The following is a 26,029-nucleotide window of genomic DNA, read 5'->3' as shown; positions in this document are numbered from 1 at the left end:
GATTTTGTTCCGTTCTTGAGCGACTGTCTGGGTGGGTAACACGGCGGGGGCGCCTTGGCTCCCGTTACATACTAGACACCCCATGATGCTCAGGTCCGCCGCATCTCCTGGGTCCGTGGGGTTGGTCGGCCGGCTCTGGCAATTAGTGGCCTCCTCGTACCGCTGCCAGAATGCCGGCCGACCCCCTTTCGGGTGTCTGCCACGCCTGCTTCGTCAGGCACAAAATTCAGCCGAAACGAAAAACGCCGCCCGATGAGGGCGGCGCTTTTCGTTTCATCGCAAGGCCGGCGGCGTGCCGCCGAAGGCGAAGACCTACTTGATCTTCGCTTCCTTGAAATCGACGTGCTTCTTCGCGATCGGGTCGTACTTACGCTTCGTCATCTTGTCGGTCATCGTGCGGCTGTTCTTGCTCGTCACGTAGAAGAAGCCGGTATCGGCAGTCGACAGAAGCTTGATCTTGATGGTCGTAGCTTTGGCCATTTTTCTTGTCCGCTAGTCCTGAGGGTGGGATCGCCGCATCGACATGGGCGGCAGCCCTGTTGCGGAAAACTCGCGCGGACACATAAAGAACGCTGGGAAATTGTCAACCCCGCACGCGCCTCGCAGCGAGCCTGTAGGCCGCCAGCGCAAGATAAGCCGCAAAAAACATCGCGATGGACCACGCAAACCCGTCGGGACCGAACGCATCCATGCCGATGCCGATCGCCTGCGGGCCGAGAAGCATGCCGATTCCATAGCAGAGCACGAAGGCGGAATTGGCCGAAGCGAGGTCGTGTCCCGAGAGGCGCGCGCCCAGATGCGCCAGACCGATCGTGTAGAGGCCGGCAACCACGCCGCCCCATATGAACAGGACGGCAGCACTCGCGTGCCAGTTGCCCGCCACATGCGGGAGGACCAGCACGCCCGCCAGTCCAATCAGCGCGCACGCGACCAGAAGATGCCGCCGGTCGCGCATGCGGTCGCTGAGGAGTCCCAGGGGGATCTGCAAGAGGACGTTTCCCAGACCCACCGCCGTGAGCAGCAGGGCCGCATCGGCCTCGGTATAGCCGATCCGGGCGCCATAAACGGGGAACAGCGCAAACCCGCCGGTCTCGACGGCCCCGAAGACGAGCACCGCAGCGGTCGCCATCGGGACCATCCAGATGTAGCGCGCGAAGCCGGTGATCCGGTGTTTCGAGGGTGCGCCGATATCCGGCGTTTGCCCGCGTGCCGCAAAGACCGGGATGGATGCCAGCATGACAAGACAGAAGGTGATGCCGAACGGCAGGAAACCGCTCGATCCGACCTGCGCGAAGAGCCATGGCCCGAACGCGAAGCCGAGCGACAGGACGGTCGCGTAGAGGCCCAATACCAGCCCGCGGCGGCTTGGTGGTGCGGATGCGGAGATCCAGAACTCGGACAGGATGAACAGCACCGTCAGAGCGAAGTGAAGCACCGCGCGAAGCGGAAACCAGGCCCAGAACGGCGTGAAATAGAACCCGACGAACGACAGGCCCCCAAGGAGGATCATGACGAGCATGGTCGCCACAACGCCGAAGCGTGCCGCGAGAATGGTCGCGAAGGGCGCTGCCGCGATCGATGCCAGCCCTGCGACGGCGGTGTTCGCGCCGATGCTGGTGGCGGAGTAGCCGCGCGTCTCGAGGATGACGGACAGAAGCGGCACGCCCAGCCCGATCGCCACGCCGACCACGCTGATCGATGCGATTGCCGCGCCGATCGCCAGCCAGCGCATCTCTGTCGCAGCCGCGTGCACCGGGGCCTCGGGCATCGTCGCCATGGGTTCGCTCGGAGGGGGTCAGAGAATGTCGCGGCAGAAGCGATTGTTTCGCATGTAGTAAAACGGAACCTCGCCGCCGGGTGTGAGATTCGGATCGACGCTCAGCCTCGTCTCGAGATCGGTGAGGATCGTGCGCGTGATGGCCGGCACATCCGTCTGCTTGGCGTCGGCGATCGACACCCAGACGATTTCCTCGAGTTCATCGGTCGGCCCGCCATCTTCGAGATGCACAGCGACATCGCTTTTGAAGGCCGCGAGGAAACGCGTGTCGAACCTGCGCACGCGACCGGGAGGGGTGATGGCGCGTGCGATGAAGCGGAGCGAATCGAGCGATGGCTGAACACCGTGATCGGCAAAACCCTGCCAGTCGGCCTTACTGGTCGAAAATGCGCCGCGCCGCCCGATGAGCAGCCCGGCTTCCTCATAGGTCTCGCGAACCGCCGACAAGGCGATGGCGCGGGCACGGGCCGTCGTGGCGCGCGAGCCGGTTCCGACGAGCTTCTTCTCTTCTTTGGGGTGAAGGCCCTCGCAGACCGCGATCCGGCTGTCGGCCGGGTCGGTCCTGCCGCCAGGAAAAACGAACTTGCCCGGCATGAAAGCATGGCGCATGTGCCGGCGGCCCATCAGGACACGAAACTCGTCGCCGACCCGATCGAGCAGGATCAGCGTCGCCGCGTCACGTGGGCGGCGCGGGCCGCTCCCGAGCGCGAAATCCTTGTTCTCGACGACGTCGAGTTGCGCGCGGGTCATGCCCTCAACACTGGTGGACTGGCTCGTCATCGAAGCGCCTACAGTTCGGGATGGGTTTCAAGCGTCTCTGGGGTGCCTGAGAAACCATGCATACGCAAGGACCATTGCAATCCAACGACAGCGCCTTTGACGGGCTGCAGCAATGCGATCGTGGATATCAACGTCAGCGGCGCCCAGATGGCGAGATGCTGCCAAGTGGACAGGTCGACCATGCGCTCGACGCCCATGAACGCACCGACGACGATATGGCCGACGATGAAGATGACGAGGTAGGCCGGCAGATCGTCGGCGCGGTGATGGTGGAATTCCTCGCCGCAACTGTCGCAGCGGTCGGCGACCTTCAGGAACGCCGAGAAGAGGCGGCCCTTGTCGCAATGCGGGCACCGGCACATGAAGCCGCGCGTCATCGAACGCATGAGCGGGCGGTCGTTGGCGCTGCTTCCAAAAACCTGCTGTTCCATCATCGTCTCCCTGCTCGGCCCTTTGACGGTGGCCGGCGTGATTGCGACTTTCCGCGCCGCGCCTTGTGGAACGACTGTTTCGATCCGGGCATGGGCTTGGGGTCGCTCAGCATTTCGAACCGCATGGAGCCGGCAAGCGGAGCAACCTCCACCAGCCGAACCTCGACCGCATCCGCAAGCTGGTACCCTTCGCTGGTCCGTTGCCCGACGAGCGCGCGCGCCGTCTCGTCGAATACATAGTAGTCATCGCCCAGCGTTGACACAGGGATGAAGCCATCTGCGCCAAATTGCGGCAGTTGGACGAAGAGGCCGGATTTCGTGACACCGGAGATCCGGCCGTCGAAGGCTTCCTTCATCCGGGTCGACAGATGGCCTGCGATGAGGCGGTCGATCGTCTGGCGTTCGGCGGCCATCGCGCGGCGTTCCGCGGTCGAGATCAACGCGGAGACTTCTTCGAGGCGATCCGCCTCGGCTTGAGAAAGTCCTTCCTTTCCAAGGCCTAACGCGCCGATCAGCGCGCGATGCACGATCAGGTCGGCATAGCGCCGGATGGGCGAGGTGAAGTGCGCGTAGCGCCGCAGATTGAGGCCGAAATGGCCGATGTTGTCGGGCGAATAGACCGCCTGGCTCTGCGTGCGCAGCACCACCTCGTTGACCAGGCCCTCCTGATCGGTGCCCGACACCCGCGACAAAATGCCGTTGAAGGAAGCGGGCTTCATCTGCGCGCCGCGCGCCAGCGACAGGCCGATTGTCTGCAGGAACTCGCGCAGCGATTCCTGCTTGGCAAGCGATGGCGCGTCGTGGATGCGATAGACGAGCGGCTGGCGCTTCGCCTCCAGCGTCTCGGCCGCCGCGACATTCGCCTGGATCATGAACTCTTCGATGAGCTTGTGCGCATCGAGCCGGTCCGGGACGATCACACGATCGACCGTGCCGTCTTCCTTCAGCACGATCTTGCGCTCGGGCAGGTCGAGTTCGAGCGGTTCGCGCCCGGCGCGTCCGCGCTTCAGGACCTCGTAGGCATCCCAGAGCGGCCGCAGGATCGGCTCCAGAAGCGGCGCGGTCTTGTCGTCCGTCCTGCCGTCAATCGCGGCCTGGGCCTGCTGGTAAGACAGCTTGGCGGCGGATTTCATCATCACGCGGTGAAACGTGTGCCGGATCTTGCGGCCGTCGGCGGCGAACGTCATGCGCACGGCAAGCGCAGGACGATCCTCGCCCTCACGCAGCGAGCAGAGATCGTTCGAAATGCGCTCCGGCAGCATCGGCACGACCCGGTCGGGGAAGTAGACCGAATTGCCGCGCTTCAGCGCCTCGCGGTCGAGTGCCGATCCCGCGACCACATAGGCTGCGACATCCGCAATGGCCACCGTGGCGATCACGCCGCCCGGGTTCTTCTCGTCCGTGTCCGGTTCGGCAAAGACCGCGTCGTCATGGTCTTTCGCATCTGCCGGATCGATGGTGAGCAACGGCACCTTGCGCCAGTCTTCACGGCCAGCCATCACTGCCGGCTCGACGGCGTCCGCTTCGGCGATGACCTCCGACGGGAAGATGTGCGGGATGTCGTGCGCGTGGATGGCGATCATCGAGACCGCCTTCTCGCTGGTCAGCGAGCCGAGCACCGCGATGACCTTGGCCTTTGGCAGTCCGTATCGGCCTGCGGTCACCGGTTCGACCTCGACGAGATCGCCCTCGCGGGCATTGCCGATAAAATCCTTGTCGACGACCAGTTCTTCCTGGCGGCGCTCCACAGGCTCGATCCGGAACGTGCCGTCCTGAAGCTTGCGGAAGACGCCCAGCACCGCCTCGCGGCGCTTCTCGAACACCCGGATGACGCGGCCGGTATAGGTTGGGCCGCCCGCGTCCTCGGTGGGGAACACCTTTGCCAGAAGCCGGTCGCCGACACCCGGTGCCTTGCCCGTGTCTGCGCGAGACGGGCGGATCGAGACCAGCGGTGCCGCGCCGTTCGTCTCCGGCCATTCGGTCGGCCGGGCGATCAGCGAGCCGTCAGCATCGCGCGAGAACACGTCCAGCACCACGACATGGGGCAGGGCACCCGCACGCACGATGCGCTTGGCGCGTTTTTCGACGAGGCCCTCGTCATGCAAGTCGCCGAGCGTCTGCTTCAGCCAGATGCGATCGTCGCCCTTGAGGCCGAAGGCGCGCGCGATCTCGCGCTTGCCGGCCTGGTCCGGGTTTTCCTGAATGAACGTCAGAAGCTCGTCGCGCGTGGGGCGGTACTGGCCGGATGCGGCCGCGTCTGAGCCGCGCTTCGAAGCGCCGCCGGTCTTCCGCCCGGATATCCGCTTCGCCAAAGCGCGCTATTCCTTCTTGCTCGCCGCCTTCTTCGCGGGCTTCTTGGCCGGAGCCTTCTTTGCTGCAGGCTTCTTGGCGGCAGCCTTCGTCTTCGGCGCCGCGGTCTTCTTGCCACCCGATTTACCGGCCTTGGCGGCGATCAGCTCCAGCGCTTCCTCGACACTGACCGTTTGCGGGTCCTTGCCGTTTGGCAGCGTCGCGTTGACCTTGCCCCAGTTGACGTAAGCGCCATAGCGCCCGTCGCGCACGGTGATCTTGCCACCGCCATCGGGGTGGTCGCCCAGATCCTTGAGGGCAGCGGGTGCCGCACGTCCCTTGCCGTCGGCGAATTTCGATTTCTTCTCCGCGATGACGGTGACGGCACGGTTGAGGCCGATCGAAAACACGTCCTCGATCGATTCCAGATTGGCGTAGGTGCCGTCATGCAGAACGAACGGACCGTAGCGGCCGAGGCCGGCCGAAATCATCTTGGCGGTTTCGGGATGCTTGCCGACATCGCGCGGCAGCGAAAGCAGCGCCAGCGCCTTTTCGTGGTCCATCGTATCGGGCGTCCAGCCCTTGGGCAGGCTTGAGCGCTTGGCCTCCTTGCCTTCGCCGCGCTGGACGTAGGGCCCGAAACGTCCACTCTTCAGGACGATATCTTCGCTCGTATACGGATCCTTGCCGAGCAGGCGGTCGCCATCCGCGCCGCTTGCCCCCTCGCCATTGGCATTCAACGCCTCGCCGAGCTGGCGGGTGAAGCCGCATTCGGGATAGTTCGAGCAGCCGACGAAGGCGCCGAACTTGCCGAGCTTCAGCGAGAGGTTGCCGGTGCCGCATTTCGGGCAGATGCGCGGGTTCGAGCCATCTTCGCGCGCCGGGAACACCAGCGGCGCAAGCGCTTCGTTCAGCGCGTCCAGAACGTCGGTGACGCGCAGTTCCTTGGTTTCGTCGACATGGCCGGAGAATTCCTTCCAGAAGTCCCGAAGAACGTCCTTCCAGGCAAGCTTGCCGTCCGAAATCTGGTCGAGTTTTTCCTCGAGTGCCGCGGTGAAATCGTACTCCACATAGCGGTCGAAGAAGTTTTCCAGGAAGGCGGTCACGAGCCGGCCCTTGGCCTGCGGCACGAGACGACGCTTGTCGATCGTGACGTAGTCGCGGTCCTCGAGCGTCTTCAGCGTCGCGGCATAGGTCGACGGCCGGCCGATGCCGAGTTCTTCCATCTTCTTGATGAGCGAGGCTTCCGAATAGCGCGGCGGCGGTTCGGTCGAATGCTGGGTCGCGGTGACGGACTTGCGCGCGAGCGTCTCGCCGGCATTGATCAGAGGCAGGCGACGGCTTTCCTCGTCTTCCGAATCCTCGTCCTTCTGTTCCGTATAGGCCGCGAGGAAGCCGTCGAAACGGACCACTGAGCCGACAGCGCGCAGCGATGCGGTGCGCGTGCCGTTGACCGCCTCGATCTCGACGGTCGTACGTTCGATCTCGGCCGGGTTCATCTGGCTGGCGATCGCGCGTTTCCAGATGATTTCGTAGAGACGCGCCTGATCCGCATCAAGATAGCGGCGGACGTCGGCGGGCTTGCGCAGGAAGTCGGTCGGCCGGACAGCCTCGTGCGCTTCCTGTGCGTTCTTGGCCTTGGACGAATAATAGCGGGGCTTTTCCGGCAGATAACGATCGCCGAACTCGCCGCCGATCGCCGACCTGGCAGCGGTGACCGCTTCCGGCGCCATCTGCACGCCGTCGGTACGCATATAGGTGATCAGGCCGGTCGTCTCGCCGCCGATGTCGATGCCTTCATAGAGGCGTTGCGCCACCTGCATGGTGCGCGATGCGGAGAAACCGAGTTGCGACGACGCGGCCTGCTGGAGCGTCGACGTCGTGAATGGCGCAAACGGGTTGCGCTTCGTCGGCTTGGCCTCGACAGACGCGGCCTTGAACGTCGCTCCCTCGAGCATCGTCTTGATGTCGGCCGCCTGTTCGGCGTTCCTGATGTCGAGTTTTTGCAGCTTCTGTCCGTCGAAGGCAGTCAGCCGGCTTTCGAAATCCTCGGCGCGCGGCGTCGCGAGCTGTGCCGCGACCTGCCAGTATTCCTCGCGGATGAAGCGCTCGATCTCGGATTCGCGGTCGCAGACCAGCCTCAGCGCCACAGACTGCACGCGGCCGGCGGACCGGGCGCCGGGCAGCTTGCGCCACAGGACGGGCGACAGCGTGAAGCCGACGAGATAGTCGAGCGCACGGCGCGCCAGATAGGCGTCGACCAGCGGAACGTCGATCTCGCGCGGATTGGCCATCGCGTCGAGCACCGACTGCTTGGTGATCGCGTTGAACACTACGCGCTGGACGGGCTTGTCCTTGATCGCCTTCTTCTGGCGCAACACCTCGAGGACGTGCCACGAGATCGCTTCGCCTTCGCGATCCGGGTCGGTCGCGAGGATAAGGCCGTCGGCATCCTTCAGCGCCTTGACGATGTCGCCAAGCCGCTTGGCGGATGGACCATCGACCTCCCACGACATGGCGAAGTCTTCCTCCGGACGCACGGACCCATTTTTCGCGGGCAGGTCGCGGACATGGCCGAACGACGCCAGGACCGTATAGTTGGATCCCAGATATTTGTTGATTGTCTTGGCCTTGGCAGGCGATTCGACGACGACGACGTCCATTGGCTGGCGTACTTCCCCCGGCGCATCAGGCAATCGCGCCGCAAATGATGTTCTTAAAACAGCCCGTCACATGGCCGCGCTTTGCAGTTCGGTCAAGGGCCCCGTTGTGATTTGCAAGCGCAGCGAGCGTGAAGGCAGCGTGAATGCAACTTTCGCGCGATCTGGTTGCTGTTGCAATCCTTGCTAAAGTGCGTAGCCTCTAATTAACGCTTGGGTTGTCTACATGAGGGTGGTTGCAACCGGTTCGGCTTGATCTTTCAGCCCACGATCCATGGAGCTCGAAGTGGGACAGAATGCGAATAGACGACGCACCGAGACACTGGACTATATGCAGTCGATGCTGGGTCAGATGAGGACGATGGCCGAGGCCGAGCGTTGCGACATGCTCGCCTATCTCATCGAGATGGCCTATGTCGAGGCGAGCGACATCATCCGCGGCGAGCGCCCGCTACGCATCCAGGACGAGCAGCGAAACCGTGCCGCCGGCATGCCTCTCCAATCTGCCCGCAAGATCAAGTTCCAGTAGAATCATGAACACCTGAGCAGGGTGCAGATCGGTGTGCCGGATGATTTCGTCCACATGGGTCGGCACCGGACCCAGCGCCTCCAGCACGCGGCCGCGATCGCTCTCCTCGGGCGGCGGCGTCGCGCCGAAATCCGGGGTTTCCTCCAGCGGCAGGGCGGGCGGTGTCGCAATTCCCGATATCGGAGCCAGCACATCGAGTACGTCCCGCGCCTCGGTGACGAGCGTGGCGCCGTCCTTGATGAGAGCATTGGCCCCCGCGGAGCGCGGATCGAGGGGGGAACCCGGCACCGCGAAAACGACCCGACCCATCTCGTTTGCCAGACGCGCCGAGATCAGCGAGCCGGACCGGTTCGCGGCCTCGATCACCAGAAGGCCGAGCCCGAGACCGGCCACGAGCCGGTTTCGCCGTGGGAAATCGCGGGCGCGTGGTTCCCAACCGAAGGGCATTTCCGAAATCAGCGCGCCGCGCGATGCGATCTGCGTGCAAAGCCCCAGGTTTTCCGGCGGGTAGGGCTTGTCGAGCCCACCCGCGAGCACGGCGATCGTTCCCGTATCGAGACTGCCGGAATGGGCGGCCGCGTCGATGCCGCGCGCAAGCCCGGAGACGACCGCATAGCCTTCGGCCCCGAACTCCGAGGCCAGCATGCGGGCAAAGCGGATGCCAGCGACCGAGGCGTTGCGCGCGCCCACGATCGCGATCGTCGGCAGCCGGAACACGGCGGGGGAGCCCTTGAGCGCGACGATCGGCGGCGGCACGTCCATGCGGCGCAGCATCGGCGGATAGTCGGGCTCGCCGATGGCGACGAAACGCGCGCCGAAGGCCGCAGCGGCGGCGGCTTCGCGCTCGACATCCGCGAGAGATGGCACTCGAAGCATGCGTCCGGCGCCGCCGCTCGACGCCAGTTCCGGGAGCGCTTCGATCGCGGTTTCCGCGGAACCGAAGCGGTTGATGAGATCGCGAAACGTTGCCGGGCCGACATTGTCGGTGCGGATGAGCCGAAGCCAGTTCAGGCGCTGGCGATCACTGAGCGTCGGGCCCGACGCCGTCATCCCTTGGCCCCGACCTTCGATTCCGTGCCATCCATGAGGCGGGAGATGTTGGCCCGATGCTTGACGAAGACGAGCACGGTCATCAGCGCCAGCACGATCGCATAATCGACGAGGCCGAAGAGATAGAGTGTGATCGGGACGGCTATCGCCGCTATCAGTGCCGCCAGCGATGAGTAGCGGGTGAGGGCCGCCACGGCGAGCCAGATGACGGCGAACACCAGCGCTGCCTGCCATGCGAAGGCGACGAGAACGCCCAGATACGTCGCCACGCCCTTGCCACCCTTGAAGCCGAGCCACACAGGAAACAGATGGCCGAGGAATGCGGCAAAGCCGGCCGCGATCCCGAGTTCGATGCCGTATCGCGACGCGATCAGCACCGCTGCGGTGCCCTTCAACGCATCGAGCAGGAGCGTCAGGGCCGCCAGCCCCTTGTTTCCGGTGCGCAGCACGTTGGTCGCGCCGATATTGCCGGAGCCGATCGTGCGGACGTCGCCGAGGCCCGCCGCGCGGGTGAGCAGGAAACCGAAGGGAATGGAGCCGAGAAGATAGCCGAATGCGAGCGCGATGATGATGGCCGTCATGGCGGCATTCCTCCCCGATGAACGGCCCCCGTCAGGCCGCGTAAACTGTGCGGCCTGCCACCAGAGTTTGCAAGACCTTGCCCTGCAACCGCGCGCCCTCGAAGCAGGTATTCTTGGATCGCGATTTGATATCCGCCTCGCGCACGACCCAGGGTTCGTCGAGATCGACGACGATCAGATCGGCGGATGCGCCGGGTTTCAGCGTGCCACCCGGCAGGCCGTAGAGCTTTGCGGGTGCCGTCGAGAGCGTCTCGATCAGCCGCAGCAGCGGCACGTCGCCATTGTGATGAAGGCGCAGCGCCGCCGACAGGAGCGTTTCGAGGCCGATGGCGCCCGACGCGGCGTCGGCGAAAGGCAGCCGCTTGGTATCGACGTCCTGCGGGTCGTGCGAGGACACGAGGACGTCGATCGTTCCGTCGCGCAACGCCTCGACCATGGCGAGGCGGTCATCCTCGGCGCGCAGCGGCGGCGACAGGCGAAAGAAGGTTCGGTATTCGCCGACGTCGTGCTCGTTGAGCGACAGGCTGGCGATGGACGCGCCGGACGTGACGCGCGCGCCGTCGGTCTTTGCCCGCGCGACGGCGGACGCCGCCATCGCGGTCGATATCTTTGCCGCGTGATAGCGTCCGCGCGTCAGGCGGGCCAGCATCAGGTCGCGTTCGAGCGGAATCGCCTCCGCCTCGCGCGGAATGCCGGGCAGGCCGAGCCAGCTTGCATAGAGGCCCTCGTTCATCACGCCCGACGACGCGAGCTCGGGATCCTGCGTCTCATGGTCGATGATGGCGTCGAAATCGCGCGCATAGGTCAGCGCCCGGCGCATCATCTGTGCGTTGGCGATGGTGTGGCGGCCTTCGGTGAAGGCGACCGCGCCGGCTTCGCGCAGCAGGCCGAACCCGGTCATCTCGCGGCCTTCCAGCCGCTTGGTGATGGCGGCTGTCGGGAACACGTTGACGGATGCCGTGTCGCGCGCCGTGCGCAGCACGAACTCCACCAGCGCGACATCGTCGATGACGGGATCGGTGTCCGGCATCATCAGGAACGAGGTGACGCCGCCGACAGCGGCAGCGACGCTTGCCGATGCGATCGTTTCGCGGTGCTCGGCGCCGGGTTCACCGACATGGACGCGTGCGTCGATCAGGCCCGGCAGAATCGCCTTTCCGCTGCAATCCACGACGGCAGCGCCTTCGGGCGCGCCCTGGTTGCGGGCGGATGCGCCGCTGGCTGCGATTTTTCGGCCATCGACGATGACGGTGCCGACTTCATCGAGGCCGCGCGACGGATCGACGATGCGTGCGTTTTCGAAAACCGTGACGCTCATGCCGCCACCCCTTCGGGATTGCGGCGCGGATCGAGCAGCGCCTCCATGACGGCCATTCGGACCGCGACGCCCATCTCGACCTGTTCCTGGATCACGCTCTGCGGCCCGTCCGCGATCTCGGACGCGATCTCGACCCCGCGGTTCATCGGGCCGGGATGCATCACCAGCGCGTCGTCCTTCGCGGCCTTCAGCTTCTCCGAATCGAGCCCGAAATAGCGGAAATATTCGCGTATCGAGGGCACGAACGCGCCCGCCATGCGCTCGCGCTGCAGGCGCAGCATCATCACGACGTCGGCCCCCTTGAGCCCTTCCTTCATCGTCGTGAACACTTCGACGCCCATCTCGGCGATGCCCGAGGGTAGCAATGTCGACGGCGCGACGACGCGAACGCGCGCGCCCATCGCATTCAGGAGCAGGATGTTGGAGCGCGCCACGCGCGAGTGCAGCACGTCGCCGCAGATCGCGACGGTCAGGTGCGCGATCCTGCCCTTGGCGCGGCGGATGGTCAGCGCATCGAGAAGCGCCTGCGTCGGGTGTTCATGCGCGCCGTCGCCGGCATTGACCACCGAACAGCCGACCTTCTGTGCCAGAAGGGCGGCCGCGCCCGCGGCCGAATGGCGGATGATGAGGATGTCGGGTCTCATCGCGTTGAGGGTCATGGCCGTATCGACCAGCGTCTCGCCCTTTTTTACCGAAGACGACGCGACCGACATGTTCATGACGTCGGCGCCGAGACGTTTGCCCGCGAGCTCGAACGAAGCCTGCGTGCGTGTCGACGATTCGTAGAACAGATTGATCTGCGTGCGGCCGCGCAGGGTCGACGTCTTCTTTTCAGACTGGCGCGATATGGCGACTGCCGCATCGGCGCGATCGAGAAGAAGTTCGATGTCCTGGGGGAAAAGGCCCTTGACGCCAAGCAGGTGGCGATGCGGATAAAGCGGAAGGTCTGGGCGCTCTGTCATATCAGAGCCGTGCTATAGGCAAGCCGCCGCCACCCCGCAAGCGCCTCGCCGGCCTTCCACCGGATTTTCCCTCGCAAAGACGACAGCTTTGCCTGTAACTGTAACATTCGACCATGACTCGACGCATTCCGGAGTTTCGACTTGACGCATGAGGTCCTGAACCAGAGCCCGCCATTGTCCGGGACGAGCGCCTGGCGGGCCGATCCGCTCCTGGTGCAACTCGCGGAAGGGTTCTCGGACCCGGTGCGGCGCGAACTCGATCAACTCGGCCGCTATGTCAGGTCCGTCGAGGCGGGCGAGATGGCGCGGCTTGCCAATGTCGAAACGCCGAAGCTGCGAACGCATGACCGGCAGGGCCGGCGCATCGATCTCGTGGAGTTTCATCCCGCCTACCACGCCTTGATGCGGCGGTCGGTGGCGATCGGGCTCCATTCCTCGATCTGGGAGAACAGCCCGAACGAGGCGTCGCGCCGCCATCAGGTGCGCGCCGCGCGATTCTACATGACCGCGCAGCTCGAATGCGGCCATCTGTGCCCGATCACCATGACCAGCGCCTCGCTGGCCGCGCTGATGGCGAGCCCCAAACTCTTCCGGGAATGGGCGCCGCGCGTCACCACCCGCAAATACGATCAGAGCCAGAAGCCTCCGGTCGAGAAGACCGGCCTGACGCTGGGCATGGGCATGACCGAGAAGCAGGGCGGAACGGACGTCCGGGCGAACACGACGCGCGCCGAGCGCATGAATGGCGGTTTTTATCGCCTGACCGGTCACAAATGGTTCATGTCCGCGCCGATGTCGGACGCGTTCCTCATGCTCGCCCATGCCAATGACGGCCTGTCCTGCTTCCTCGTGCCGCGCATATTGGGCGACGGCCGCGACAACGCGCTGCGGTTCCAGCGCCTGAAGGACAAGCTCGGCAACCGCTCCAACGCGTCCTCCGAGGTCGAATTCACCGGTGCGCTGGGCGAAATGGTCGGTGAGCCGGGGCAGGGCGTGAAGACGATCATGGACATGGTGACGCTGACGCGGCTCGATTGCGCCGTCGCCAATTCCGGCATCATGCGCGCCGGGCTTGCCGAAGCCGTCCACCATACCCGTCACCGGCGTGCCTTCGGCGGACCGCTCTTCGATCAACCGCTGATGCAGCGTGTTCTGGCCGACATGGCGCTTGATGTCGCCGGCGCGACCGCCTTGTCGATGCGGCTTGCGCGGTCCTTCGACGAGGCCGCCAACAATCCGAGCGAAGCTGCCTTCGCGCGCGCCATGACCCCGGTCGTCAAATACTGGGTCTGCAAGATCGCGCCAGCACTCCTCTATGAGGCGATGGAGTGCATGGGCGGCAATGGCTATGTCGAGGAAGCGCCGCTCGCCCGCTACTATCGCGAAGCCCCCGTCAATGCGATCTGGGAAGGCTCGGGCAATGTCATGGCACTTGATGTGCTTCGCGTGCTCCAGCGCGCGCCGCAACTCTTCGACGAGGTTCTGGCCGGTATCGCCCGCGATCTGGGACCCGCCGGCAAGGGCACGGTCGGGGTGCTCCGCGCGGCCATGCAGGTCGCAAGCTCCGACGAGGGGTCTGCCCGGATCCTGACCGAGCAACTGGCGATCTCGGCCGCCGCAGCCGAACTGCGTCGCATGGGGGCAGGGCAGATCGCCGACGCCTTCATCGAATCGCGTCTCGCCGGCCAATGGCGTGCAACCTACGGCATGCTCGACGCGCGCCACGATGCCCGCGTCATCATCGACACGCTTTACCCCGAGCTCAACTGAAGGGCGATCGCCAGCGCGACTGGAATGGTGAAGAAGGACAGCGCCGTCTGCAACGTCGTTACCGCCGCATAGAGCTCGGCGTCGCCGCCAAGCTGGCGGGCCAGCAGATAGCCGTTCATCGCGGTCGGTACTGCGCCGCAGAGCGCGAGATAGACGAGTTGCGGTCCCCTGATCCCGAAGGCGAGCGACAATCCGATCAGCACGATCGGAAAGACGATCAGCTTTAGCACCACCGGCAGCCAGACCGCGAAGCGCACGGAGGCGAGATCGCCCAGCCGCAGGCCGGATCCGATCGCCAAGAGGCCAAGGCCGAGCGCCGCATTGCCCACGAGGCGCAGCGTTTCGTTGACCGGCTCATAGAGCGGCAGGGGCGAGAAGCGCAGCACGATTGCGAGCAGCGACGCGATGATCAGCGGGTTGAGGGCGACGCGCGCCAGCGTCTTCGCAAACCCGACTTCTCGGTTGGCGAACCGCATCACCACGAAGACCGATGCGATGTTGATGGGCACGATGATCACGGCCATCACCAGCGCCACGACCGCCGCCCCCTCGGGCGGAAAGATTTTCTGGGCGATCGGCAGCGCGATAAAGCCGTTCCAGCGAATCGAGGTCTGGAACACCGACGAGTATTCGCGGCCCGTCACCAATCCGAGGCGATCCAGAACCGGCCACAAGGCGAGCGCCAGAACCGCCATCGCCGCGATGGCGATCAGCAGGGCTGCGAGCATCGCGTCGATCTGGAGCCCGGAAAAGCTGGCATTGTAGATCGTGACGAACAGAAGCGACGGGTAGAGAAACCAGTAGGCGAGCTGCTCCATGCCCGGCCACGCGGCCTCGGCGATTATTGGAGACCTGCGGAGCGCGATCCCGACGCCGATCAGAAGGAAGATCGGCAAGATGCTTTCAAAGATCGCGAGCATTGCTGGCTTGTCTGCGGGAATGATCGCCCCGCATAGGCGGCATCGGCCGGAGTGTAAAGTAAAGTGATGTCAGCTCTGCCGGCGCGGCTTGGCCTACGGGCGAGAGTTGTCCCCAAAGCCGCGACTTCCCGTTAACCTTAACGAATGGTTTCCGTTGCCGTTAAAGCTGTGGCCGTCCACTCTCGCATCAATCGAGAAGGGCCCGCATGCACAGACTCCTCATCACCTGTCTTTCCGTCCACTGGACCGTCGTCTTCGGGCTTCAGTCGCTGGCGAAGACGAGTGCCGTGGCGGGTGATACCGTCGCTCAAAGCGTTGTTTCCGCTGGATTATCGCTTGGCTGCATGCTGGTCTCGGTGCTCTTCCTGTGGGCTGCTCTCAGCGCCTGGGGGCGGGCATCGGCGTCGTTGTCCGATGCCGGTGACGTCGCACGAATCGCGGTGTCCGCCGCAGCGGTCATGACGACCGTTTCGGCGGCGATGAATATGGCGTCCGGAGGTGATCCGGCGCTTGCAGGACCGGCAATGCAGGTCGCTGCCCTCGGTGCGACCTATCTGGTTGTGCGGTTCGAGGAAGCGGCTGCGGAACGCAAGCCCGCCGAAATCGATTACTCGAACATCGTGGCGCGACGGCTTGCCGCCGGGGCAGCCCACGGGTCAATGCTAACGCGGCTCTCTCGGCGGGGCCCTGACGCGCTGGAGAGCGACGCCTGATGCGGTACATTCTGCTATTCTGGGCGCTGCCTATGGGCTTCTTCTGGGGCTGGTATCTCTTGTCCTATCACGACATGAGCTTCGGCATGCCGTTCCTGACGCGCTCCGTGCACGACTACGCCTTCGGCTTCTACGCGAACATTCTGGGCATCGACCCGGCCACGATCCCGCCGCTCGTGCTGCGCGCCTGCATTGTCGATACCGGCCTGATCTTCGCGATCTTCGCCTTCCGCAAGCGCCGCGAAATCGCCGCGTGGTGGCGCGACCGGCGCTTTGCTATGGGCGGTCAGACGCCATTCGCAGTGAGCGAAGCCGGTCGAGTGCCCCCTGCAGAATGAAGGCGGCCGCCGCCGAATCGATACGCTCGCCACGCTTCTTGCGCGACACGTCCATCGATATGAGCGCACGTTCCGCCGCGACGGTCGACAGCCGCTCGTCCCAATAGACGAAGGGCAGGTCGGTCAGCCGCTCCATGTTTCGCACGAAGGCGCGCGTCGCCTGGACGCGCGGCCCCTCCGAGCCATCCATGTTCACCGGCAGGCCGATGACGATCGCCGCGACCGCCTGACCCGAAAGCGCATCGAGGAGCGCCTTTGCGTCGGCCGTGAACTTCGTGCGGGTGATCACCGTTCGCGGATGTGCAAACGACAGCCGCGCATCCGAGATCGCCAGCCCGATCGTCTTGGTGCCCAGATCGATGCCGGCCAGCACGGAGCCGGGCGCCAGCAATGCGGGTAGGGATGAGATGTCGACAACGCCCAAAATCCGCGCTCCGGGTTTGACTTGGCTGTGTCCGCTTCTATCTTCTGCCCGCCATGAAAGCGAGGAGCAACGCCATGAAACTGACCTGGTACGGACATTCAGCCTTTCGCGTCGAGGCTGGTGGCGCGACCATCCTCATCGACCCGTTCCTGACCGGCAATCCGACCTGGAACAAGGGCTGGGAAGAAGCCGCCGAAGGCGTCACGCATGTGCTTTTGACCCACGGCCATAACGATCACATCGGCGACACGCTCGCCATCCTGAAAAAGACGGGCGCGATGCTCGTGTCGAACTTCGAGATCTACGAATATCTGGTCGGGCAGGGGGCGGACGAGAGCAAGGTCAATCCGGGCAGTCACGGCGGGACGGTCGATTGTGGCGGGTTCACCACGACATTCGTCAATGCGATCCACTCGTCGTCGTTCAGCCGCGAAGGCGGCGTTAACGTCTATCTCGGCAATCCGAACGGGCTCGTGCTGCACTTTCCCGACGACAAGACGCTCTATCACATGGGCGACACCGACATTTTTTCCGATATGGCGCTGATCAACGAACTTCACCAACCCGACGTCGGGCTGGTGCCCGTCGGCGACCGGTTCACCATGGGTGGCGCGGTCGCGGCACTTGCCTGCCAGCGCTTCTTCCAGTTCGAGACGGTGGTGCCATGCCACTTCGGAACGTTCCCGCTCATCGAGCAATCGGCGCAGAAGTTCGTGGACGCGATGGATGGAGGCAGGACCACGGTGGTTACGCCAAAGCCGGGGGAAGCGTTCGAGGTGTAAGGCCGGGCGGGGTGGCTCAGGCCAGATCGATCTGCGCGAAGTCGTCGCCCTTGTAGAGCAGCGGAACGTTTCTGTTTTTCGCGCAGGCGTAGGAAAGACAGTCGGCAAGGTTCAGTTGCGCAGGGTGACCGCGACCCTTACCGTATCGTGCGAAAGCGGTTACAGCTTCTTCGCCGTCCGTACGGTCTATTGCGATGATGTCAGAGCCAAGTTCGGACAGAAGGTCCAAGACGGCTTTCATCGACCGGGCCGGCTCCTGCTTGAATATGGTTGACAGACGCATCGTGCTTTCCAGCAAGACGAGGCCGCTCGTTACGATGCGGGGCGTTTCCCTTGCCCGCCGGAGCAGTTCGATATGATCGTCCTCGCGGCATACAATGGAGATGATTGCCGACGTGTCGATGAACATCACTCGTGGCCCCACATGGCGTCGATCTCGGCCTTGGTCATGTCCCGGCCCGGCTTGCGGCCTTTCGTAAAGCCGTCGATGATCGAATAGATGCGATTCACATGCTCCGAGAATTCTTTTTCGGAGTCTTGGCCGGATACCGGCGGCGTGCGTTGAAGTTCGCCCTCCAGTGCCCCGATCACGGCTTCCGTCATCGTCGTGCCGCGCCGCTTGGCGAGTTCTTCGGCAAGTTGCCTCGCACGTGCGTCCCTGATCTGGAGATTCATGGCATAGACCTCGGTTGTCATTACAAATACCACCGCTGTCATGACGCGTCGAGAGGCGTCGCGTGTTGGCGCACACATGGCTTGCACCTGTTGCGCGGCGCGGGCCGCGCGGCTATAGCGCGATCTGTTGTCTTTCCAGCTTCAGCGGAGCCTCCCATGTCTGTCGATATAGACACCGTCAAGCGCGTCGCCCGGCTCGCCCGCATCGCGGTCACCGAGGATGAGGCAGGGCGCATGACCGGCGAGCTGAACACCATTCTGGGGTTTGTCGAGCAACTGGGAGAGGTCGATGTCACCGGTGTCGAACCCATGACGTCGGTGATTCCGATGGAGATGAAGAAGCGGCAGGATATCGTGACGGACGGCGACAAGGCTGCCGACATCGTCGCGAATGCACCCTCCACCGACGAGAATTTCTTCCTCGTGCCGAAGGTGGTGGAGTAGGCGATGGCCCTCGTCGTCGCCGTCGAGACACCGCTGCAGGATGATGTGCGTCTGCTGGTCGCTGACCTGAACGACGCCATGGACGCGCAGTCTCCCGACACGCCCGAAGAGTTCAATTTTCGCATGACCGCCGAAGAGATGGCCGGACCGGAGACGACCGTCTTCGTCGCGCGCCTCGACGGTGCTGCGATCGGATGCGGCGCGCTGCTCCGTCATCCGCAAGGATATGGCGAGGTCAAGCGCATGTATGTGCGGGCGGCCGCGCAGGGCATGGGCGTTGCCGGTAGCATTCTGGATGCGATCGAGGCTCGGGCCGTCGCCGACGGGCTCAGCCATCTGGCGCTCGAGACAGGCGACGGATTCGGCGCTGCAAAGCGCGTCTATGAACGCGCGGGCTTCGTTCGCTGCGGCGCGTTTGCCGATTACCCCGAAAGCCCCTATTCGATCTTTTATAAAAAGACGCTCGTTCGGCAGCCGGCCGAAACGACATCCATCTGACGTCGACGAAGCGAGACGATGACAAACCTGACGCACCTCACCATCGCCGAAGCCCGCGCCAAACTGCGTGCGAAGGACATCAATGCCGTCGAGCTGACCGACGCCTATCTGGCGGCGATCGACGCGGCGAACGGCACGTTCAACGCCTATGTAGCGGTCACGCATGACAAGGCGCGCGACATGGCCAAGGCCTCCGACGCGAAGCTTGCGTCCGGCGAGGGTGGCGCGCTTGAAGGCATTCCGCTCGGCATCAAGGATTTGTTTGGCACCGAAGGCGTGCACACGCAGGCGTGCAGCCACGTGCTGGACGGTTTCAAGCCGCGCTACGAATCGACCGTGACCGCGAACCTCTGGGCCGATGGCGCGGTGATGCTCGGCAAGCTCAACATGGACGAGTTCGCGATGGGGTCGTCCAATGAGACGAGCTATTACGGGCCGGTCAAGAACCCGTGGCGCGCCAACGGCTCCAACGCCGATCTCGTGCCCGGCGGCTCCTCGGGCGGCTCGGCCGCCTCGGTGTCGGCATGGCTCTGCGCTGCCGCGACCGCGACTGACACGGGCGGCTCGATCCGCCAGCCGGCAGCCTTCACCGGAACCGTCGGCATCAAGCCGACCTATGGCCGATGCTCGCGCTGGGGCGTGGTGGCGTTCGCGTCGTCGCTGGACCAGGCGGGGCCCATCACGCGCGACGTGCGCGATGCGGCGATCATGCTGAAATCCATGGCGTCCGTCGATCCCAAGGACACGACGTCGGTCGATCGCCCGGTTCCCGACTACGAGGCGTCGCTCGGCCAGTCGGTCAAGGGCATGCGGATCGGCATCCCGAAGGAGTATCGCGTCGACGGAATGCCCGACGAGATCGAGGCGCTCTGGCAGAAGGGCATCGCCTGGCTGAAGGACGCCGGGGCCGAGATCGTCGATATCTCGCTGCCGCACACGAAATATGCGCTGCCGGCCTACTACATCGTCGCGCCCGCCGAAGCCTCGTCCAACCTCGCGCGCTATGACGGCGTGCGTTACGGGCTTCGCGTTCCCGGCAAGGACATCGTCGACATGTACGAGAAGACCCGCGCCGCCGGTTTCGGCCGCGAGGTCAAGCGGCGCATCATGATCGGCACCTATGTGCTGTCGGCCGGCTATTACGACGCCTATTACGTGCAGGCGCAGAAGGTCCGCACGCTGATCAAGAAGGACTTTGAAGACGTCTTCCACGCAGGCGTCGATGCGATCCTGACGCCCGCGACGCCATCGGCCGCCTTCGGTATCGCCGACAAGGACATGGCAGCCGACCCGGTCAAGATGTACCTGAACGACATCTTCACGGTGACGGTCAACATGGCCGGCCTGCCGGGCATCTCGGTGCCTGCGGGGCTCGATTCCAACGGCCTGCCGCTCGGGCTTCAGCTCATTGGCCGTCCTTTCGACGAGGAGACGCTGTTCCGCGCCTCGCACGTCATCGAAGAGGCCGCAGGACGGTTCTCGCCCACCAAGTGGTGGTAGCGCCGGAACTGGACCAGCCTGACGCGAGGGATCCATGTTCTTCCTGTTGTCGAAGATATTCTGGACATTCGCGCAGCCGCTCAACATCATCGCGCTGACGCTCTTCTTGGGCATCGTCGCGTCGCTGTTCAAGCGGCGGACGCTGGCGCTGTTCCTGACCGGCACGGGGTTTCTCGTTCTCGTCGTTGGCGGGTGGACGTCGCTGGGTGCGGTGATGATGCATCCGCTGGAGAACCATTTCGAGCGCCCGGAGCCCGCGCCCGCTGACGTCGCGGGCGTCATTGTTCTCGGCGGCGGCTTCGAAGGCGGCGTCAATCTCGTCCGTGGCGGCTACGAACTGAACTCCGGCGGCGATCGCTACGTCGAGGCTGCGATCCTCGCGCGCCGCTATCCGCAAGCCCGCATCGTCGTCTCCGGCGGCACCGGGACGCTCGTGCTTGAGGGCGAGGGCGATGCGGACACCGCGCCGCGCCTGCTGATGGCGCTCGGGGTGGCGCAGGACCGGCTCGTTCTGGAGAACCGCTCGCGCAACACCTACGAAAACGCCGTGTTCAGCCGCGAACTGGTCGAGCCGAAGCCCGGCGAGACCTGGCTTCTCGTGACGTCCGCGTTTCACATGCCGCGCTCGGTCGGACTGTTTCGCAAGGCCGGCTTCGACGTCACGCCCTGGCCGTCCGACTATCGAACTGCCGGCAACGAACCGCTCGGGCTTGCCCGCGACAACACCGCCGATTCGCTCCAGAACCTGACGATGTCGATCCGCGAATGGGTCGGGCTCTTGGCCTATCGCGCCACCGGTCGCATCGACAGCATTTTCCCGACGCGCGACTGACGGCCTGCTACAGGTCTCCCATGACGGCCTTCCGCGCGGCCGAGAAGAACTGGCGGCGAATGAGCACGCCCAGCACGAAGGCGGTGGTGGCCATGAACACCCAGGGGCCGATGAACCATCCGAGATAACCGATGGCGAAGAAGATGGCGCGCAGGCCCGATTCGAAGTGCTTGCCGGCCAGGATGTTCATGCGTGAGGCGCGGCTGGCTGCGATCTCGCTCTCCGCATCGATCTCCCCGTCCAGGCGCGGGATCGGCACGGCCCCAATGAGTATCGAGCAGTAGTTGAAGAGCCGGTACGCCCAGCCGAACTTGAAGAAGGCATAGGACAGGATCGCCACGAGGCCGAGCACCTTCGCCTCGAAGACCGGGCGCGCGACCACGCTCGTCGCCGGCAGGTCGCCCAGAACCTCCATCACGGCGTCTGCCGAGCCCAGAAGGGCGAAGCAGCCGCCGATCGCGAAGATGCAGCTCGACGCGAAGAACGCGGTGCCTTGCTGCAGCCCGCTCATGATCCCCGTATCGACCATGCGCAGGTCGCGCCGCGCCATCGTGCGCATCCATGCCTCGCGCTGCCGGTTCATCGCGGAGGTGAGCGTGGGGCGCGCGCTGAAATAGCCTTCCGCGCCATAGGCAAACAGGCTCCAGCCGACGAGGAAGAAGATCGCGGCTGCGATATCGGACGGGCTGCCGGGAAGAGAATCGGGGCTCATCTTCGCATGATAGTCGATGAACGTCCGTCTGGCCGAACCTTTGTTGCCCTGATTTGGCCCCAGCAATTGATAATGTGGAAATATCGTCGTCGGGGCTAAGTGGCTGATTTGCAATCGCATGTCTCGCTTTGGGCGGTGCAGTGCCGCAAAGCTCGCCTTGCTTTCGCCTCTTTTGCGTTGCGAAAGGACCGCCAACCGGCTAATCAGGCTCCCAGACGGATGGGGCCGTCGCGGCGAAACGAGCCGCATACGGGACGACACATTTTCACGGATAACAGGAAAAAAATGGACGATAGCGTTCAGAAATCCTGCTGGGGCGTAACCGCCAAGGCAGTGATCGGTATTGCTGGCATCATGCTGCTGGCGTGGCTTTTCGGCGGACCGGAGACGGCTGCCGTCCTTGCGGCAAGCTGATATCGGCTTCAGTCCGAATTTCTTGAAAGGCGCGGCGCAAACCGCGCCTTTTCCTTTTGGCGATCCAGCGATGTCGTAGCTGGAGCAGGGGACGTCGGCTGGCCTATTGCCTTAACCCTTGAAAGCCGCGCACCATCGCGATCAACATCTGGAGCGCCATTGCATGTTTTTGTCGGTATTCGATCTGTTCAAGATCGGCATAGGTCCATCGTCGTCGCACACGATGGGGCCGATGACGGCGGCGCTGCGTTTCCTCGATGAGATCGCGGGCGACGACTGGCCGCGCCCGGCCGGTGTGACCATCGATCGGCTGTCGGTCAGCCTGCATGGCTCGCTCGCCTTCACCGGCGTGGGGCACGGAACCGACCGCGCCGTCATCCTTGGATTGACCGGCCTCAGCCCGGTCACCGTCGATCCAGACGCCGCCGACGCGGTGCTGGCGGCAGTGAGCGCGAGCAAACGTATTTCGCCGCCCGGTCATCCATCCTATCGTTTCGACCCTGCCACCGACCTCGTGCTCGACAAGAAGACGCCGCTGCCGGGCCACGCCAACGGCATGGCGTTTTCGGCGTTCGATGCGAATGATCGCCTGCTTTTGCGCCGGATCTACTATTCGATCGGCGGCGGCTTCGTCGTCTCGGACGAGGAACTCCAGCGCTCCAAGGCCGAGGGACCCCGACGCGACGCGTCCGGAAAGGCCGTGCCGCATCCCTTCAGGAACGCCAAGGAAATGCTGGCGATGGCGTCGCGAAGCGGCCTGTCGATCGCGGAGATGAAGCGCGCGAACGAAGAGACGCGGATGTCGCGCGACGATTTGGATGCCGGACTGGACCGCATCTGGGACGCCATGCTCGGTTGCATCGAGCGCGGCCTGTCCAAGGACGGCATCATGCCCGGAGGGCTGAAGGTCAAGCGCAGGGCGCGCCAGCTTCACGACAAGCTTCAGGACGAATGGAGCCGCAACAGGCCGAACCCGCTTCTGGCCAATGACTGGCTGTCGATCTACGCGATGGCGGTCAATGAGGAGAATGCGGCCGGCGGCCGCGTGGTGACCGCGCCGACCAATGGCGCGGCAGGCACCTTGCCTGCGGTGCTGCGCTACTGGCTGCATTTCCATCCGGAAGCCGATCAGGCATCGATTCGGGATTTCCTGCTGACGGCGGCGGCCGTCGGCGGCATCATCAAGACCAACGCCTCGATTTCGGGCGCCGAAGTGGGCTGCCAGGGCGAGGTGGGGTCGGCGTCCGCCATGGCGGCGGCCGGCCTTTGCGCGGTGATGGGCGGCTCGCCCGAGCAGGTCGAGAATGCGGCCGAAATCGCGCTCGAACATCACCTCGGCATGACGTGCGATCCGGTGGGCGGGCTGGTTCAGGTTCCCTGCATCGAGCGCAACGCCCTTGGCGCGGTCAAGGCGGTGACGGCCGCTTCGCTTGCGATCAAGGGCGACGGCACGCATTTCGTGCCGCTCGACGCCGCGATCGAGACGATGCGCCAGACCGGGCTCGACATGAACGAGCGCTACAAGGAAACCAGCCTCGGTGGTCTCGCGGTCAACGTCGTCGAGTGCTGACCGGCCCGCGGCGGTTCGTGCCTGTGGACAGGCGGCCTCCCGCCTTCATGCCGACAACGCGGTCCTGTATGGTCCTGCAATGCCATTGAACATTCTCAAACTCTGCGTCGGCTGCGAAAGCGTCGAGGATCTGGAAGACTGGATCGCCATCAAGCTCGACGAGAAGCGTCGCGCCGGCGCGCCCGTCGAACATTTCCACACGACGCGCATGGCCCCGAAGCGGGTCGAGGAGTTGATCGACGGCGGATCGCTCTACTGGATTATCAAGGGCGGCGTGCAGTGTCGCCAGACCTTGCTCGAGATACGGCCGTTCATCGACGCCGAGGGCATAGGCCGGTGCAAGCTGGTGCTGGAACCGATCGTGATCCGCACCGAATGGCAACCCCGCCGGCCGTTCCAGGGCTGGCGTTATCTGGCCGCGGCAGATGCTCCAAACGATCTTGCCGGCGCGGAATCCGGCGAGGAGATGCCGCTGGCGCTCCGCCGCGAACTGGCCGAGCTGGGGCTTCTTTAGGCTGGCGTTGGCCGCATCAACACCGCTTCGTGTGTGGGCTGACATCCGGCGGCCTTGCAAGCGGGCCGTTCGCGCCACATGTTCATGACATGACAGGAGACAAAATCCCTACGCGCGTGCCGAGCGCCGAGGACAGCGTTGCAAAACGCTCGGACTCGAGCGCGATCGACGCGTTCGTGCGACAGGCGCGCGCCGTTGCGACACGCTCGACCACCGGCAAGGGACGGCTGATCCTGGCGCTCGACGCCACCATGAGCCGTCAACCCACATGGGATCTCGCCTGCAAGCTCCAGGCGGAGATGTTCGATGCGGTCGGCAAAGCCGATGGTCTCGATGTGCAGCTCGTCTATTTCCGCGGCTACGGCGAATGCCGCGCGTCGCGCTTCGTGAGCGATACGCGGTCGCTCAAGGATTTGATGACCAGGATCGACTGTCGCGGCGGGCATACGCAGATCGGCAAGGTCTTGGCTCACGCGCTCAAGGAAGGCGATCGCGGGACGGTGAACGCGCTCGTCTATATCGGCGATGCGATGGAAGAGGCCGTCGACGATCTGGCCGACAAGGCAGCGAAGCTCGGGCTTCGCGGGGTGCCGATCTTCGCCTTCCAGGAAGGGCATGATCCGGTCGCCGAGACCGCCTTCAAGGAGATTGCCCGGCTTTCCAAGGGCGCCTGGTTCCGCTTCGACGGCAATTCCGCGCAGACGCTGTCGAAGCTTTTATCCGCCGTCGCGGTCTTCGCGTCGGGCGGGCTTGCGGCGCTGGAGGCGCGGGGACGGGCGGAGGACCGGCTGATGATCGAACATCTGAGGGCCGGCGGACGCGGATGACGGTGCTTGGCTACGGCGCTGCCGTCTTCTTGCTGGTGCTGCTTGCGGGAGCCGTGTTCTTGCGGTTCGACGCAGCACGGATTGCCGCCAGCCTCAGGCTCGTCGGCCCATTCGCGCTCGGCGCGGTGGGAGCCGGCATGCTTTTGCTCGGGCGTGCGGGCCTGGGCGGCATGATGCTGTCGGGCGCGCTTGCCTGGTATGTGTCGGGCCGCCGCCGTCTGGCTGCTCGTCCGACGCCCGGCAAACGATCGTCCGTCAGGACCGCGGCGCTGGAAATGGAACTCGACCACGATAGTGGCGGTCTGGAGGGCGTGGTGCTTGCGGGACCCCATGAGGGGGAGCAACTCGGCCAGCTCGGGCTGGAGCAACTTCTCGAACTCGGACGCGCGCTCGCGTCCGATTCGGAGAGCACCCGGTTACTCGAGACCTATCTTGACAGCAGATTTCCCGTCTGGCGTGAGCACGCGAAGCCGAATATGGGCGACGGGGAGGGTCGCGCGCCAGCTTCTGGCGCCATGTCCAAGGAGGAAGCCTACAAGGTCCTTGGTCTTGAAGCGGGAGCCAGCACGGCGGATATCCGCAAGGCGCACCGCCGCCTGATGCAGCGCCTGCACCCCGACCTCGGCGGTACCTCTTTCCTTGCGGCGAGGATCAACGAAGCCAAGGAAATTCTGCTCTCTAATCAACGCTAGTCCCCTTTACGCGATACAAGACGGGAA

At 64.5% G+C, this 26,029-nt stretch carries 29 protein-coding genes; 14 read left to right on the top strand and 15 right to left on the bottom strand.

Going from position 1 to position 26,029, the window contains the following annotated elements; translation table 11 throughout:
• Positions 1-312: 312 nt before the first annotated feature.
• The 6 genes from rpmG to topA all read right to left on the bottom strand — a co-directional run bounded on the left by rpmG (position 313) and on the right by topA (position 7,940).
• A complete protein-coding gene (gene rpmG / locus AAFN55_RS14265) occupies positions 313-480 on the bottom strand; it encodes a 50S ribosomal protein L33 (RefSeq protein WP_347513710.1) in 168 nt (55 codons plus the stop codon).
• Positions 481-583: 103 nt separating this feature from the next.
• Complete coding sequence (locus AAFN55_RS14260) at positions 584-1,768, bottom strand: MFS transporter (RefSeq protein WP_347800264.1); 1,185 nt, start codon at positions 1,766-1,768, stop codon at positions 584-586.
• A 27-nt stretch (positions 1,769-1,795) separates the two neighbouring features.
• Complete coding sequence (locus AAFN55_RS14255; RefSeq protein ID WP_347799497.1) at positions 1,796-2,557, bottom strand: NUDIX hydrolase; 762 nt, start codon at positions 2,555-2,557, stop codon at positions 1,796-1,798.
• 8 nt (positions 2,558-2,565) lie between these two features.
• Entirely contained in the window at positions 2,566-2,988 is a 423-nt protein-coding gene (locus AAFN55_RS14250) for a DUF983 domain-containing protein (protein ID WP_347799496.1), read from the bottom strand.
• Positions 2,988-5,300, bottom strand: a complete 2,313-nt coding sequence (gene rnr / locus AAFN55_RS14245) for a ribonuclease R (RefSeq protein ID WP_347799495.1) — start codon at positions 5,298-5,300, stop codon at positions 2,988-2,990. The genes AAFN55_RS14250 and rnr overlap by 1 nt, the downstream gene beginning before the upstream one ends.
• Before the next feature lie 6 nt (positions 5,301-5,306).
• Positions 5,307-7,940: a type I DNA topoisomerase gene (gene topA / locus AAFN55_RS14240; RefSeq protein ID WP_347799494.1), complete on the bottom strand. Its 2,634-nt coding sequence runs from the start codon at positions 7,938-7,940 to the stop codon at positions 5,307-5,309.
• 283 nt (positions 7,941-8,223) lie between these two features.
• Between topA and AAFN55_RS14235 the strand changes: the two genes are divergently transcribed.
• Positions 8,224-8,466: a hypothetical protein gene (locus AAFN55_RS14235; protein WP_347799493.1), complete on the top strand. Its 243-nt coding sequence runs from the start codon at positions 8,224-8,226 to the stop codon at positions 8,464-8,466.
• Here AAFN55_RS14235 and dprA read toward each other — a convergent pair.
• From dprA to AAFN55_RS14215, 4 genes are read right to left on the bottom strand one after another with little or no spacing between them, the layout of a single operon-like run.
• Positions 8,389-9,516, bottom strand: coding sequence for a DNA-processing protein DprA (dprA, locus tag AAFN55_RS14230; RefSeq protein ID WP_347799492.1), 1,128 nt, complete (start codon positions 9,514-9,516; stop codon positions 8,389-8,391). The two genes, AAFN55_RS14235 and dprA, sit on opposite strands and share 78 nt — an antisense overlap.
• Positions 9,513-10,097: a glycerol-3-phosphate 1-O-acyltransferase PlsY gene (gene plsY, locus AAFN55_RS14225; RefSeq protein ID WP_347799491.1), complete on the bottom strand. Its 585-nt coding sequence runs from the start codon at positions 10,095-10,097 to the stop codon at positions 9,513-9,515. The genes dprA and plsY overlap by 4 nt, the downstream gene beginning before the upstream one ends.
• Before the next feature lie 31 nt (positions 10,098-10,128).
• Complete coding sequence (locus tag AAFN55_RS14220; RefSeq protein WP_347799490.1) at positions 10,129-11,415, bottom strand: dihydroorotase; 1,287 nt, start codon at positions 11,413-11,415, stop codon at positions 10,129-10,131.
• Positions 11,412-12,377, bottom strand: a complete 966-nt coding sequence (locus AAFN55_RS14215; protein WP_347799489.1) for an aspartate carbamoyltransferase catalytic subunit — start codon at positions 12,375-12,377, stop codon at positions 11,412-11,414. Before AAFN55_RS14215 ends, AAFN55_RS14220 begins: the two co-directional genes overlap by 4 nt.
• 141 nt (positions 12,378-12,518) lie before the next feature.
• On the opposite strand from AAFN55_RS14215, the gene AAFN55_RS14210 reads away from it, so the two are divergent.
• The gene (locus tag AAFN55_RS14210; protein WP_347799488.1) at positions 12,519-14,147 is read left to right on the top strand and encodes an acyl-CoA dehydrogenase family protein; all 1,629 of its coding nucleotides are present in this window, start codon (positions 12,519-12,521) and stop codon (positions 14,145-14,147) included.
• Here AAFN55_RS14210 and AAFN55_RS14205 read toward each other — a convergent pair.
• On the bottom strand, positions 14,129-15,067 hold the full coding sequence (locus AAFN55_RS14205; RefSeq protein WP_347799487.1) for an AEC family transporter: 939 nt from the start codon (positions 15,065-15,067) through the stop codon (positions 14,129-14,131). The two genes, AAFN55_RS14210 and AAFN55_RS14205, sit on opposite strands and share 19 nt — an antisense overlap.
• A 206-nt stretch (positions 15,068-15,273) precedes the next feature.
• On the opposite strand from AAFN55_RS14205, the gene AAFN55_RS14200 reads away from it, so the two are divergent.
• Complete coding sequence (locus AAFN55_RS14200) at positions 15,274-15,780, top strand: hypothetical protein (protein ID WP_347799486.1); 507 nt, start codon at positions 15,274-15,276, stop codon at positions 15,778-15,780.
• Entirely contained in the window at positions 15,780-16,118 is a 339-nt protein-coding gene (locus tag AAFN55_RS14195; RefSeq protein ID WP_347799485.1) for a DUF6105 family protein, read from the top strand. Before AAFN55_RS14200 ends, AAFN55_RS14195 begins: the two co-directional genes overlap by 1 nt.
• Here the strand turns inward: AAFN55_RS14195 and ruvX are convergent.
• The gene (ruvX, locus tag AAFN55_RS14190) at positions 16,057-16,542 is read right to left on the bottom strand and encodes a Holliday junction resolvase RuvX (protein WP_347799484.1); all 486 of its coding nucleotides are present in this window, start codon (positions 16,540-16,542) and stop codon (positions 16,057-16,059) included. The genes AAFN55_RS14195 and ruvX overlap by 62 nt on opposite strands.
• 74 nt (positions 16,543-16,616) lie before the next feature.
• On the opposite strand from ruvX, the gene AAFN55_RS14185 reads away from it, so the two are divergent.
• On the top strand, positions 16,617-17,324 hold the full coding sequence (locus AAFN55_RS14185) for a metal-dependent hydrolase (RefSeq protein ID WP_347799483.1): 708 nt from the start codon (positions 16,617-16,619) through the stop codon (positions 17,322-17,324).
• A gap of 16 nt (positions 17,325-17,340) precedes the next feature.
• On the opposite strand, the gene AAFN55_RS14180 is transcribed toward AAFN55_RS14185, so the two are convergent.
• Together AAFN55_RS14180 and AAFN55_RS14175 are read right to left on the bottom strand one after the other, a co-directional pair.
• Positions 17,341-17,733, bottom strand: coding sequence for a type II toxin-antitoxin system VapC family toxin (locus AAFN55_RS14180; protein ID WP_347799482.1), 393 nt, complete (start codon positions 17,731-17,733; stop codon positions 17,341-17,343).
• Positions 17,733-18,020 (bottom strand): type II toxin-antitoxin system VapB family antitoxin, encoded by a 288-nt coding sequence (locus AAFN55_RS14175; protein ID WP_347799481.1) that lies wholly within the window; start codon positions 18,018-18,020, stop codon positions 17,733-17,735. Before AAFN55_RS14175 ends, AAFN55_RS14180 begins: the two co-directional genes overlap by 1 nt.
• Positions 18,021-18,155: 135 nt before the next feature.
• Between AAFN55_RS14175 and gatC the strand changes: the two genes are divergently transcribed.
• Genes gatC through AAFN55_RS14155 form a run of 4 tightly spaced genes read left to right on the top strand, consistent with a single transcriptional unit; the run spans position 18,156 to position 21,273 of the window.
• On the top strand, positions 18,156-18,443 hold the full coding sequence (gene gatC, locus AAFN55_RS14170; RefSeq protein ID WP_347799480.1) for an Asp-tRNA(Asn)/Glu-tRNA(Gln) amidotransferase subunit GatC: 288 nt from the start codon (positions 18,156-18,158) through the stop codon (positions 18,441-18,443).
• 3 nt (positions 18,444-18,446) lie between these two features.
• Entirely contained in the window at positions 18,447-18,941 is a 495-nt protein-coding gene (locus tag AAFN55_RS14165; protein ID WP_347799479.1) for a GNAT family N-acetyltransferase, read from the top strand.
• A gap of 18 nt (positions 18,942-18,959) precedes the next feature.
• The gene (gatA, locus tag AAFN55_RS14160; RefSeq protein WP_347799478.1) at positions 18,960-20,441 is read left to right on the top strand and encodes an Asp-tRNA(Asn)/Glu-tRNA(Gln) amidotransferase subunit GatA; all 1,482 of its coding nucleotides are present in this window, start codon (positions 18,960-18,962) and stop codon (positions 20,439-20,441) included.
• A 34-nt stretch (positions 20,442-20,475) separates the two neighbouring features.
• Positions 20,476-21,273, top strand: a complete 798-nt coding sequence (locus tag AAFN55_RS14155) for a YdcF family protein (protein ID WP_347799477.1) — start codon at positions 20,476-20,478, stop codon at positions 21,271-21,273.
• Positions 21,274-21,280: 7 nt separating this feature from the next.
• Here the strand turns inward: AAFN55_RS14155 and AAFN55_RS14150 are convergent, their stop codons facing one another.
• Positions 21,281-21,985, bottom strand: a complete 705-nt coding sequence (locus AAFN55_RS14150) for a DUF599 family protein (RefSeq protein ID WP_347799476.1) — start codon at positions 21,983-21,985, stop codon at positions 21,281-21,283.
• A gap of 285 nt (positions 21,986-22,270) precedes the next feature.
• On the opposite strand from AAFN55_RS14150, the gene AAFN55_RS14145 reads away from it, so the two are divergent.
• The 5 genes from AAFN55_RS14145 (at position 22,271) to AAFN55_RS14125 (ending at position 26,002) form a co-directional block, all read left to right on the top strand.
• The gene (locus AAFN55_RS14145) at positions 22,271-22,399 is read left to right on the top strand and encodes a hypothetical protein (protein WP_347799475.1); all 129 of its coding nucleotides are present in this window, start codon (positions 22,271-22,273) and stop codon (positions 22,397-22,399) included.
• A 163-nt stretch (positions 22,400-22,562) separates the two neighbouring features.
• Entirely contained in the window at positions 22,563-23,969 is a 1,407-nt protein-coding gene (locus tag AAFN55_RS14140) for an L-serine ammonia-lyase (RefSeq protein WP_347799474.1), read from the top strand.
• A 79-nt stretch (positions 23,970-24,048) separates the two neighbouring features.
• Positions 24,049-24,483 (top strand): DUF1489 family protein, encoded by a 435-nt coding sequence (locus tag AAFN55_RS14135; RefSeq protein ID WP_347799473.1) that lies wholly within the window; start codon positions 24,049-24,051, stop codon positions 24,481-24,483.
• A gap of 89 nt (positions 24,484-24,572) precedes the next feature.
• Complete coding sequence (locus AAFN55_RS14130; protein ID WP_347799472.1) at positions 24,573-25,310, top strand: VWA domain-containing protein; 738 nt, start codon at positions 24,573-24,575, stop codon at positions 25,308-25,310.
• Entirely contained in the window at positions 25,307-26,002 is a 696-nt protein-coding gene (locus AAFN55_RS14125; protein ID WP_347799471.1) for a DnaJ domain-containing protein, read from the top strand. Before AAFN55_RS14130 ends, AAFN55_RS14125 begins: the two co-directional genes overlap by 4 nt.
• Positions 26,003-26,029 lie beyond the last annotated feature (27 nt).

It is taken from the genome of Mesorhizobium sp. CAU 1732, assembly GCF_039888675.1.
Classification (GTDB): Bacteria; Pseudomonadota; Alphaproteobacteria; order Rhizobiales; family Rhizobiaceae; genus Aerobium.
This window is presented reverse-complemented; position numbering and strand designations above follow the sequence as displayed.